At 59.6% G+C, this 10,815-nt stretch carries 11 protein-coding genes; 8 read left to right on the top strand and 3 right to left on the bottom strand.

Annotated elements, in window-relative coordinates; genetic code table 11:
- From FVQ81_17415 to FVQ81_17390, 6 genes are all read left to right on the top strand, one after another.
- Positions 1-854, top strand: an 854-nt coding sequence (locus tag FVQ81_17415; GenBank protein ID MBW7998310.1) for an aminotransferase class III-fold pyridoxal phosphate-dependent enzyme, incomplete at its 5' end; no start/stop codon positions are given.
- A gap of 1 nt (position 855) precedes the next feature.
- Positions 856-1,767, top strand: a complete 912-nt coding sequence (argF, locus tag FVQ81_17410) for an ornithine carbamoyltransferase (protein ID MBW7998309.1) — start codon at positions 856-858, stop codon at positions 1,765-1,767.
- Positions 1,768-2,156: 389 nt separating this feature from the next.
- Entirely contained in the window at positions 2,157-2,474 is a 318-nt protein-coding gene (locus FVQ81_17405; GenBank protein ID MBW7998308.1) for a hypothetical protein, read from the top strand.
- Entirely contained in the window at positions 2,468-3,901 is a 1,434-nt protein-coding gene (locus tag FVQ81_17400; GenBank protein ID MBW7998307.1) for a hypothetical protein, read from the top strand. Before FVQ81_17405 ends, FVQ81_17400 begins: the two co-directional genes overlap by 7 nt.
- The gene (locus FVQ81_17395; protein ID MBW7998306.1) at positions 3,901-5,079 is read left to right on the top strand and encodes a pyridoxal-phosphate dependent enzyme; all 1,179 of its coding nucleotides are present in this window, start codon (positions 3,901-3,903) and stop codon (positions 5,077-5,079) included. The genes FVQ81_17400 and FVQ81_17395 overlap by 1 nt, the downstream gene beginning before the upstream one ends.
- An 886-nt stretch (positions 5,080-5,965) precedes the next feature.
- Positions 5,966-7,480, top strand: coding sequence for a hypothetical protein (locus FVQ81_17390; GenBank protein MBW7998305.1), 1,515 nt, complete (start codon positions 5,966-5,968; stop codon positions 7,478-7,480).
- A gap of 158 nt (positions 7,481-7,638) precedes the next feature.
- Here FVQ81_17390 and FVQ81_17385 read toward each other — a convergent pair whose 3' ends face one another.
- Entirely contained in the window at positions 7,639-7,851 is a 213-nt protein-coding gene (locus tag FVQ81_17385; protein MBW7998304.1) for a hypothetical protein, read from the bottom strand.
- Positions 7,852-7,975: 124 nt separating this feature from the next.
- On the opposite strand from FVQ81_17385, the gene umuD reads away from it, so the two are divergent.
- Together umuD and FVQ81_17375 are read left to right on the top strand one after the other, a co-directional pair.
- The gene (umuD, locus tag FVQ81_17380; protein MBW7998303.1) at positions 7,976-8,395 is read left to right on the top strand and encodes a translesion error-prone DNA polymerase V autoproteolytic subunit; all 420 of its coding nucleotides are present in this window, start codon (positions 7,976-7,978) and stop codon (positions 8,393-8,395) included.
- Entirely contained in the window at positions 8,392-9,663 is a 1,272-nt protein-coding gene (locus FVQ81_17375) for a Y-family DNA polymerase (protein MBW7998302.1), read from the top strand. Before umuD ends, FVQ81_17375 begins: the two co-directional genes overlap by 4 nt.
- Positions 9,664-9,817: 154 nt before the next feature.
- Here the strand turns inward: FVQ81_17375 and trxA are convergent, their stop codons facing one another.
- Together trxA and FVQ81_17365 are read right to left on the bottom strand one after the other, a co-directional pair.
- A complete protein-coding gene (trxA, locus tag FVQ81_17370) occupies positions 9,818-10,135 on the bottom strand; it encodes a thioredoxin TrxA (GenBank protein MBW7998301.1) in 318 nt (105 codons plus the stop codon).
- A gap of 96 nt (positions 10,136-10,231) precedes the next feature.
- The coding region (locus FVQ81_17365; GenBank protein MBW7998300.1) for a double-strand break repair helicase AddA at positions 10,232-10,815 on the bottom strand (584 nt) is incomplete at its 5' end.

The raw sequence follows: 10,815 nt of genomic DNA, 5'->3' as shown, positions 1-10,815 counted from the left end.
TGATCCGCAAGCACTTCGACGACGCCGGCCAGCCCGAGCGCTTCCGCGTCATCACGTGTCGGGACGCCTTCCACGGCCGCTCGCTGGCGGCAATCGCGGCGGGCGGCCAGGAGAAGCACCTCAACGGCTTCGATCCCGTGGTCGAGGGCTTCGACGAGGTCGCCTTCGGCAACCTCAACGAGACCCGCGCCGCGATTACGCCCGAGACCGCCGCCATCCTGGTCGAGCCGGTCCAGGGCGAGGGCGGGATCAAGCCGGCGCCGGTCGAATACATGAGGGGCCTGCGCGAGATCGCCGACGAGTTCTCCCTGCTGCTGTTCCTGGACGAGGTCCAGTGCGGCATGGGCCGCACCGGACGCCTGTTCGCCCACCAGTGGGCGGGCATCGAGCCCGACCTGATGGCCGTCGCCAAGGGGCTCGGCGGCGGCTTCCCGGTCGGCGCCTGCCTGGCCGTCGAAAAGGCGGCCGCCGCCCTGACCGCGGGCAGCCACGGCTCGACCTTCGGCGGCAACCCGCTGGCGATGGCGGTCGCCAATGCGGTGTTGGACGTGGTCCTGGGCGACGGCTTCCTGGAGCGTGTCGAGGCCGTCGCCGCGACCCTGCGCGCACGCCTGGAGGGGCTCGTCGAGGATCATCCCAAGGTGCTGGAGGAGGTCCGGGGGTCGGGCCTGATGCTGGGCCTCAAGTGCGTGATCGCCAACACCGACCTCAAGGACAAGTTGGAGGACAACGGGATGCTGGCGGTGGCCGCCGGCGACAACGTGGTCCGCTTCGTGCCGCCGCTGATCATCGACGACAGCCACATCGAGGAGGCGCTGGACATCCTGGATGGAAGCTGCGGCGGGCTGGCCTGAGATGATACAGGCCACTAGACATTTCATCGACATCGACCGCTTCGACGAAGCCACCCTGCGGGCGATCCTGGATCTGGGCTCGGCCTTCAAGCGCGGCGAGGGAGCGGACGGCGGGCGGCCGCTGGTTGGGCGGACGCTGGCCATGATCTTCGAGAAGCCCTCGACCCGGACCCGGGTCTCGTTCCAGGTCGCCATGCAGCAGTTGGGCGGCGCCGTGGTGGTGATGGGCGGCGGCGAGTCCCACCTCGGGGTCAGCGAGACCACGGCCGACACCGCCCGCGTGCTGTCGCGCTTCGTCGATGCGATCATGATCCGCACCGATGATTCGGCCAAGCTGGACGACATGTGCGCCCACGCCACGGTGCCGGTGATCAACGGCCTGACCGACCAATCCCACCCCTGCCAGTTGATGGCCGACGTGATGACGTATGAGGAGCACCGCGGTCCGATCGCCGGCCGGCGGGTGGCATGGTGCGGCGACGGCAACAACGTCGCGGCGTCGTTCATCCACTGCGCGGCGCGGTTCCGGTTTCCCATGGTGCTGGCCTGCCCCGACGGCTTCCACCCGGGGGCCGGGGTGCTGGACTGGGCGCGCGCCGAGGGCGCCGAGGTGACGGTGGTCGCCGATCCCGCCGAGGCGGTGGCCGGCGCCGACCTGGTGGTTACCGACACCTGGGTGTCGATGGGCGACGGCGACGCCGAGGAACGCAAGCGGCGGCTGGAACCCTACCGCATCGACGCGGCGCTGATGGCGCGCGCGGCGCCCGACGCCCTGTTCATGCACTGCCTGCCGGCCCACCGCGGCGAGGAGGTCGCCGACGAGGTGATCGACGGCCCCCGCTCGGTGGTCTGGGACGAAGCCGAAAACCGCCTCCACGCCCAGAAGGGAATATTGGCGTGGTGCCTGGGGTAAGGGAATCCACGATCCCCGATATGTGGACGATTAAACGAAAACCGTTCTGAATTCAGCGTGCACCGTCCAGAGGGCTCAATCTTCAACCGCGAGGCGGGCGGCGCGGCCGCCCGCCTCGACGGCGGCCAACGCCTGCTCGAAATGTCCGGGCATTCTTCATCTCCCCCGATCCGCGTCATTGCACGCCAAGCCCCAGATTGACCCGCAAACGCAGCTTCGATCAAGTGGGGATGATTGGGCTTGATCCGGGAATTCGGGGGAAAATGGCCTTTTTCTGGCCTCCCAAGAAAGTAGATTGAAGGAAGGAAAGCTTTTTTCATTATTCTCTTGAGAGACCGCTATTCGGCCATTCTCCCGAGCCGACCTACAATCATCACGCCCCCCCGGCCATGGTCTACGACCGGGACGCCATCGCCGCCGTCTCCACCGTGCTGACACACCCGGCGCCGATCAGCCAGTCGCCTTGGAACCCCATCGAGGGCACTCCGATCAGGTGCAGAATCCGCGCCCGGCGGGGGATCGCGACCTACCGCGCCGGGTTAGGGCCGGAATCGTGCTGGGACGTCCTTTGTGCTACAATCGTCAGCAACTGGGGAGGGGAGGCTATCTGGGGAATCCCCGTTGATTTAATGGCCTTCCCTATTTACAATGCTATACACTATATCAAGCCCGGTTGGAACGAAACCGATGAGGCAACGAAATGGTAACAGCTGTCGTCGTTGTAGCTCTGATTGCCTGCTTGATTGGAGCCTGGTGGATTTCGCGTGGAATTAGGTTGGTTGAATACGCGTCGAATAGGTCGCAATCCGCATTCTCTCAGATTCTGTTCACCATACTTGGCAGTTTGGTTGGCGGCTGGATGTTTTTCGGGCTCTCTGCTGTTGGGTATGAAGCTGGTGTAGTGGGTTATGCCATCGGTATCGGGTATGGAATCGGTCTCATTATTCTGGCCCTAGCCATCCCCCGCATAAAGCGCGCGATGTCCGCTGAAAACTGCGATACCATGGACGATTTGATCGGCGTGCGTTATGGGCGCGCCGCACAGACTTGTGTGACCGGTATCAACCTGTTGTTTTTCTTGGCGATATTGGCGGCGCAGTTCATTGCGATGACCGCTTTCCTGAAGATTTTCGTCCAAATTGAAACGGAATGGTCGTTTTATGTCGCCGTCGCGGTCGTCCTGATTTACACGGCGCTGGCAGGCTTCAAAGGCGTCTTGCTAACCGACATGTGGCAGTTTTACGTGCTGTCGGTGAGCGCCGTAGTGATCTTCGCACTTTTGACAGCCAATGCCGATGGGGCCGCCGTCTTCGCGCTAGACAAGAGCTATTTCAATGGCACGGGTTACGGCATAGGGTTCCTTGTGGGTGTTTTGATTTTGTTCCCACCGTCACTCCTGGCCAGATCCGATTTGTGGCAGCGGATCGCCTCGGCCAAGGATGCCGTTGCTGCGCAGCGGGCCTTCTTTATTTCCGCACCAACGCTCCTCGTTTTTTACGTGCTGTTGACGACGATCGGCATTTACGGCCGTGCCGCTTTGGGCGAGGGCGCGAATCCAGAGACCGCTGGCTTTGTTCATTTTCTCAACATCGTGCGCGGCCCATCCGACCAGTCTCTGTCGCTGGGTGCCAGCGTGTTTCTCAGCATCCTGGCCCTCGGTGTATTCGCTGCTCTCTTGAGTACGGCCGACACGTTCCTAAACATCGTCTCGGTTGCCGTCTCGAAGCTCGTCCGAGGCGATGACTGGAAACGTTTTGAGCACGATACACCCGACAAATTCGTCGGCGAAAGAACCGAAGACGAACTTCGGCTTCTAAACGTCACGCGTGTGATCGCATTGGTGCTGGGGTTGCTTGCGGTCATTGTAGCTAAGGCCATCCCTGACATCGTGAATCTCATGGTCGGGGCGGCCAGTGCGGTGATGGTCTTTCTCCCGGCCGTCTTGATGACCGTCTTTCGCGGGACTCGCAAAGTCGCCCCGGCTGTCGCCAGTATTGTATGCGGATTTATTGTTCTATTGATCGTGCTCAACCTTGCACCCAAGGTTGCATTTCTACCAGCGACCCTAGTCGCTGTTGTTGTCTATTTTACGATCGCGCCATTCGTGAAAACTCCAGCGGAAGAGCATGAGTAATGAGATTGGTATCATCAAACTTTGAAAGCGTTGAGTTCATGCGCTTACCCATGGATCGGCGCGCCGCTTTTTCTCGCCTCCTTAATCGTTCGCCGACTCCACTTGTAGTTCTTACGAACGACCGCGTCCGGCTAATAGGACTCGACGCAGGAGTCAACTCCTCCATCCCTGTGGATATGCCCATTCCAAATGGCAATCGAATTCTATTAAAGTTAGAGCATCTTGGCGCTTATTGCTCGACTGGTAGTTTTTATGATCGATTGTACCCATGGCTTTTCCTCCGTGCCGAGCTCGCCGGATTTATCCATCCGGCAAGAACTCGCTTGATAGAGTGCTCGGTCGGTAACGCCGGCGCTGCTTTTGCCAGCGTGGCCCGCGTGCTTGGTTACAAGAACCCACTTGTTCTTTTGCCTGCGGATATTTATCCGTCTCGCGTTCGCCAAATCAAAGAATTGGATGCCGAGGTCGTATTCTCACCATCGTGCGTTGGCCCGATAGGTTACATTAAACTCTTGGAAGAAATGCTTGCGGACGATTGGCGTAACCATGGTAGACCGAAGAAAGGAGGCTCATCGCTCTTTCCCATATCGAAGATTCGCAAAGTTCCCAACGAACCGTATGCGGAATTTCTCGCTGAGGTCCTTCACCAGTTGACTCGAAATGGTTTGGCACCGAGAATCGACACCTTCGTATTCGGCGTGGGCTCGGGAAATACGATCTCACAAGTGGGCTTTGCTTTAAAAAGGGTAAACCAAGCCGCAAGAGTCATCTGCTGTGAACATCAGGAGTACCCATTTGTTGAACGGCTCTTGAACGGACGATATCCTGACGACATTGACGATTGGCCGGAACCCGATTGGCCCGCCTCGACGATTCACGGGGTGCCCCTAAAGAAGCTCAATCTGAAGCTCGACGTGATTGATGACGTCGTATCGTTGCCTCGCCAAACGAGGGAGGAAGGATGGTTTCTCGCCAACAATATCCTTGGTCTTTCTGCTGGTCGCCCCACTGGCCTCGCAGTTGCGGCGGCCTTGGAAATCGCAAATAGGGTCGAACATCAAACAATCTTAACGCTCGTCTTTGACAATCTCGGTAAATACTGGCAAGAGCGTCGCCCGATTGTTGTTCCATACGTAGTGCGGGATGACATGTCAGACAAAGCCTTCATATATGGCTAACGTTAAGCCTTCATACAGTTACTCCCTCACATATGATCATCGCGATGTCTTTGCCGAATTCGACCCTGCGCCGAAAGACAAAATTCGGAAGCTTCTAAGGACCCCCCCTAAAGAACCCTTCGTCAAGGCGCTGGAGCAACTGCGCCAGAAATTCACGCCCCACGTTGACCGTCAAGAATGCCCGTGGATAATCCATCAAAGTCTTGCGAGGAATTACGAGGAAATATATAATAAATCAGGACAAGATACAAAAGAGAAAAATAAAATAATAGAGGAAAAGAAGGCAATAAATAAGGAAATAAAAGACACGATCGACAAAATACTGGCCCCTTGGTCACTGGCGTGGTACTGGAAAGCACTGTTCACTGCGATGTCGAAAGGTCGCACCAGGAAGGAGTTTCTTGATGGCAATGTTAAGATCCGGGTGTCACAAATCCGACAATGGGTGCTCGTCGTAGTCTATACGGAAAAGGTCGATTTTAATATAGATATCAAGCTTCCGGTTCCATATCGTACATTGCTTAGACCACCGCTGTTCGGGCAGAGCGCCCGTTTCACGACGTGGGAGGAATATCTTACCTTATACCAGTTCCAGCCTGAGGTTGTCGAGGCATGGGAGAAGACGATATCAGATGAACTTGATCCTGAGCGCCGCCACGAAGAGCAATGGTACGTTCTGGGTCGCCACGATTTGATTTACACAATGAAGCACATTGGAAGAAAAGGAAAGAGCAACGCGGTGACCGTTAACATAAAGCTCGAACTAGCTTTAAACCCGTATGAGGCGGAAAATTGGGCGGTCGCTAAACGGGCGCGCGAGCTTGAGCTTCTTGGCACGAACCCGAATCAGGTCGGTATTTTGAAAGGAAATGCGGCGAAGAGGAAAATGCCTCTGCGTTTGGCGGAGAAAGAAAAAACAGTCCGTATCCGATTTCCATACGACTATGTTTCGGTGCCTGTCTTCCAGCGCAAAGCTGGAAAAAAACGGCCCGGCGAGAATTTGCAGCCGTCAAAAGGACCCGAACCCAGAGAGGAACCGATTCTTCTTGCCAGCGATTCTGTTTGCCGGGCTTACGAAATGCTTTCAGAGATATGGAACGACAGGACTGCGAAGTCCGTACTTGTCATTGCACCGCCAGGTTCGGGCAAAGAACTGCTTACGCGATCGATTCACTATTTTCAGGACATTGAGGGTCCATATGTGACGTATGCGCTGTCACCATCATCTCATGAGCGAAATGATCAAGTTCTATTCGGGCGTGATCTTCGATCGATCTTTGAACCTAGCTGGAACGAATTACTTGTTCGCGCAAAAAATCAAGGACAGAGTATTTCGGACTCTCTAGAGAAAACCCATACGCGATTGTTAAAGATTTTCGTTGAAACTGTTAAATGGGTCGAAAGCGGAGAGGAACCAACATGGAAACAGAAGGGTAACCGGGCGCCTAAAGGACACACTGGAGGTGACATATCAGACCCTGACACGTTTATATCCGATGGTCTTTTGTTCAAGGCCCGAAGAGGCGCGCTGTTTCTGGATGAAATCGACAAGGTCCCCAAGCAAACCCGGGCAAGCCTGCTTCGGCTCCTCGAAAACGACGAGTTCGCATTGTACGAAACGTCAATGGTAGTCAAATTAAACAAATGGCGTCCCCTTTATATCTTTGCAGGAAGCATCCCAAGGGAGCAAATGTTTCAGTTGCACCCTTTCGACTTTTGGACGCGAATTAGCCACATTATTGAGATGGAACATCCGCTCGACATCGACGATCAACAGGAGCGCCTTCGTGTCACCAAAAGCTACTTTTCTTTCTTCTGGGTACAGCACATTGAGAAGTTTTTCAAGGGAGCAACGCTTCTTCCTTTCAGATTCGAGGACGAAATAAAAATTTACTTCCAGAGCTATTATATTTCTTTATTTACGCTTCTCAATCGTTATGAAGTCGTCGATAGGATCGCTAGCATGTTTGCCGAGGAAATCGAAACTGGAGCGGGAAGCAGCCGATTCAGTGTAAGAAACATCCGCGGCATCGTTGCTCGCGTGATCTATGGTTTGGTGGACTATCTTCTTTATGACAGGAGCCGCGATTCGGCTCTTTTCACGATACGGGAGTTCGTTATTAACCCGGACAAAATTAAAAAGGCGTTCAATAATGAAATACCGGTCGGAATTGAAGAACAGATTTCCTGGTTTGAACTACTTCGCTTGGTAATGACTATGCCGATATCGGCCGAGGAGGAGGACGGCGAGACCGGTGACGCCGCGAGTGGCGATGAACAGAGCAACGATGAATCGAAGATTGACAGGTTCATAAAAGTAATAGATCAGCGTCACGGTGAGCAATTTCGAGCCGAGATTCGGCACATCGTGCGCGCTGCGATTCGTAAGATATACATCTAGTGTCGCTTTCCCGTCCGGCGAGCGAATATTCCGGCTTTAACGGGGATTCGTAGCACCTCGTATCGTGGTACGCGGCGTAGAGCAGCGCGCCCATGTTGCCCAAGCCGATGAAGCCGTATTCCATCGCCGGTCTACTTTATCTCTGTCGAGGAGACGGTTCAGGCCGCGTTTTCGAGTCCGTCCGGGGTCTCGCGGATCATCGTCCTCAACTCGCGGCGGACCGCTTCGGAGATGATGCTGGTGCGGTCGATGGCCAGCCGGTAGAGGGCCTCGGCGCTGGCCCTGTCCGGCGTCCGCTCGGCCTCGTCGATCAGCCGCGAAACGTTCTCGCACTGCCGGTTGATGAGCAGGAAACGTTCGGCGTCGTTCATCGGGTCGCCCTCCGGGATGGCGGCGGGAGAATCCCGCCATTGCCCGACCCTAGCCGAAGGTGGTTAACGATCGCTGAATGGGAAGGACTTGATCGGCTCCGCTGCGCCGTGATATGTTCTTCTTATGTTCCGATCTCTCGTGTCCACGCGGCACTCGCTGGTGATCTTCGCCTCGCCGGTGGCGGCGGGCTTCCCGTCGCCCGCCGAGGATTACGTCGAGGGCCGGCTGGACCTGAACGACCGCCTGGTGCGGCGTCCCGCCGCCACCTTCATCGTCCGGGCCGAGGGCGAGTCGATGACCGGGGCGGGGATCCTGCCGGGCGACCTGCTGATCGTCGACCGCTCGCTGGAGGCCCGCTCGGGGAGCATCGTCATCGCCGTCCTCGACGGCGCGCTGACCGTCAAGCGGCTGGCCGGCTCGCGGAGGGGCTGGCGGCTCGAAGCGGCCCACCCGGACTACCCGGCGACGGCGATTGACGGCGACCGGGAGTGCGTCATCTGGGGCGTGGTGACCGGCGCCGTCCACGAGTTCGACCGCCGATGAGCGGCTCCTTGGTATTAGCCCTGGTCGACTGCAACAACTTCTACGTCTCCTGCGAGCGCCTCTTCGCGCCGGCGCTGGAGGGCCGGCCGGTGGTGGTGCTGTCCAACAACGACGGCTGCGTCATCGCCCGCTCCGAGGAGGCCAAGGCGCTGGGCATCGCCATGGGAGCGCCGGTGTTCGAGGCCGCCCCCGTGTTCCGCCGCCACCGGGTGCGGGTGTTTTCGTCCAACTACGCGCTCTACGGCGACATGTCCCAGCGGGTGATGGCGTTGCTGGGCGAGTTCAGCCCCGAGGTCGAGGTCTATTCGATCGACGAGGCCTTCCTCGGCCTGTCGGGGTTCGCCGGCCTCGAGGCGACCGCCTACGGCCACCGCCTCAGGAACCGCATCCGCCGCTGCACCGGGATTCCCATATCGGTGGGGATCGCCCCCACCAAGACCCTGGCCAAGCTGGCCAACCGGATCGCCAAGAAGGAGGGCGACGGCGTCCTCGATTTGACCCTCGCCGGGCGAAGGCGCCGCGCCCTGGCGGCAACCGATGTCGGCGAGGTGTGGGGGATCGGCCGGCACCGCCGCGAGATGCTGCGCGCCAACGCCATCCGCACCGCGCTGGACCTCCACGACACCCCGGAGTGGTGGGTCAGGAGGCGGATGGGCGTGGTCGGCGCGCGGACCCTGCTCGAGTTGCGCGGCGTCCCGTGCCTGGGGCTGGAGAGCCAGCCCGCCGGGCGCAAGTCGGTGGTCGTCTCGCGCTCCTTCCGGTGGCCGCTGGAGGACCGCCGCCAGCTGCGCGAGGCGGTCGCCGTGTTCGCCGGGCGGGCGGCCGAGAAGCTCCGCCAGGGCGGCCTGGTCGCCGGCGCGCTGACGGTGTTCGTGGACACCAACCGCCTCAACCCCCGGCAGCGCCAGCACCACGACGCCGTCACCGTATGCCTGGCGGTGCCGACCGGCCACGGCGGCGCCATCGCCAAGGCGGCGGCGCGGGGGCTGGAGGGCATCTTCCGCCCCGGCTACCGCTACAAGAAGGCCGGCGTGCTGCTCCACGAGGTGAGCCCCGCCGAGGGCTTCCAGCCGACCCTGTTCGAGGGCGCCGGGGACGTCCGCGCCGGCCGCCTGATGGAAACCATCGACGGCATAAACCGGCGGCTCGGGCCGGGCATGGTCCACTACGGATCGAGCGGCGTCCGCCCCGGTTGGCGGACCACCCAGGACCACCGCTCGCCACGCTACACCACTCGCTGGCGTGACCTGCTTGGGGTAGGCGATTAAATGGTGACTGGATTAAATGGTGACTGTATATAGTTTTTATTTAATTGGTGACTGTATATAGTTTTTCGGCGGCGGTTAACCCGCCGCCGAAAAACTATATACAGTCACCAATTAAATAAAAACTATATACAGTCACCATTTAATCGCCGAGTCGTCAGATCACCGATTCGATCCATTCGACCAGCTTGCTCTTGGGCAGGGCGCCGATCTTGGTCGCCGCGACCTCGCCGTTCTTGAACACCATCAGGGTCGGGATGCCGCGCACCCCGTACTTGGACGGCGTCATCGGGTTCTCGTCGATGTTGATCTTGGCGACGGTCAGCCGATCGCCCATCTCGGTGTCCAGTTCCTCGAGCGCCGGCGCGATCTGCTTGCAGGGACCGCACCATTCGGCCCAGAAATCGACGATCACCGGGGTCGGGGACTTCAGGACGTCGGCTTCGAAGCTGTCGTCGCTTACGTGTTTCGGCATCTAACGAATCCTATCAATATCCTGAAAACGGGCCGCTTGCGGCGCTCACCCCTGCGGCCGGCGTTTTGTTGAATCTAGGGAGCGGACGGGTCCCCGTCAAGGCGCGTGGCGGTCAAAAAGCCGATCGGACAGCGCCATCAGCCGCGGCCCGTCGGTCCACAACAGCAGGGCCCGCACCGGGCGCCCCGGATAGACGCCCCGCAGCGCCTCGCGGTAGGCGGCCATCTGCCGGAGGTAGAGCGCCGGCACCTCGTCCTCGCTGGCCGGCGGCGGCCGGTTGGTCTTGTAATCGACCACCCACACCTCCCGTTCGCCGACCAGCAGGCGGTCGACCTGGGCCGAAATCGCGTACCCGGAGACGACCCCGCACAGCGATACCTCGGGGCGGCTGCCGGGACCGAACAGGGGGCCGTGGTCGGGGTGCTCGAGGACCGCCATGGTCTCGGCGGCGATCTCCGCGCGCTGGGCCTCGGACAGGCCGTGGACGGGCCGCGCCAGGTAGGCGGCGGCGGCCCCCGCCCGGTCCCCCGGGGGCAGTTCGGGCAGGCTTTGCAGCAGCCGGTGGATCAGCCGCCCGCGCTTGAACCGGGCGCCGTCGTCGGCACCCAGCGGCGAGCGCACCGGCGGTTCGTCGTCGGCCGGGCGCGACGGCGCCAGGGGCCGGGGCGGGGCAGGCTCGG

The organism is Candidatus Glassbacteria bacterium, assembly GCA_019456185.1.
In the GTDB taxonomy this organism is placed as follows: Bacteria; Gemmatimonadota; Glassbacteria; order GWA2-58-10; family GWA2-58-10; genus JAJRTS01.
The sequence above is the reverse complement of the archived record's forward strand: the minus strand, read 5'-3'. Positions and strand labels throughout refer to the sequence as shown.

What these genes read in the sequence shown, in the direction of transcription:
- FVQ81_17385 (MBW7998304.1), bottom strand. Translation starts at nt 7,851, where the DNA reads ATGAACGACGCCGAACGTTTCCTGCTCATCAACCGGCAGTGCGAGAAC.
- FVQ81_17375 (MBW7998302.1), top strand. Translation starts at nt 8,392, where the DNA reads ATGAGCGGCTCCTTGGTATTAGCCCTGGTCGACTGCAACAACTTCTAC.
- FVQ81_17405 (MBW7998308.1), top strand. Translation starts at nt 2,157, where the DNA reads ATGGTCTACGACCGGGACGCCATCGCCGCCGTCTCCACCGTGCTGACA.
- FVQ81_17395 (MBW7998306.1), top strand. Translation starts at nt 3,901, where the DNA reads ATGAGATTGGTATCATCAAACTTTGAAAGCGTTGAGTTCATGCGCTTA.
- trxA (MBW7998301.1), bottom strand. Translation starts at nt 10,135, where the DNA reads ATGCCGAAACACGTAAGCGACGACAGCTTCGAAGCCGACGTCCTGAAG.
- FVQ81_17400 (MBW7998307.1), top strand. Translation starts at nt 2,468, where the DNA reads ATGGTAACAGCTGTCGTCGTTGTAGCTCTGATTGCCTGCTTGATTGGA.
- argF (MBW7998309.1), top strand. Translation starts at nt 856, where the DNA reads ATGATACAGGCCACTAGACATTTCATCGACATCGACCGCTTCGACGAA.
- FVQ81_17390 (MBW7998305.1), top strand. Translation starts at nt 5,966, where the DNA reads ATGCCTCTGCGTTTGGCGGAGAAAGAAAAAACAGTCCGTATCCGATTT.
- umuD (MBW7998303.1), top strand. Translation starts at nt 7,976, where the DNA reads ATGTTCCGATCTCTCGTGTCCACGCGGCACTCGCTGGTGATCTTCGCC.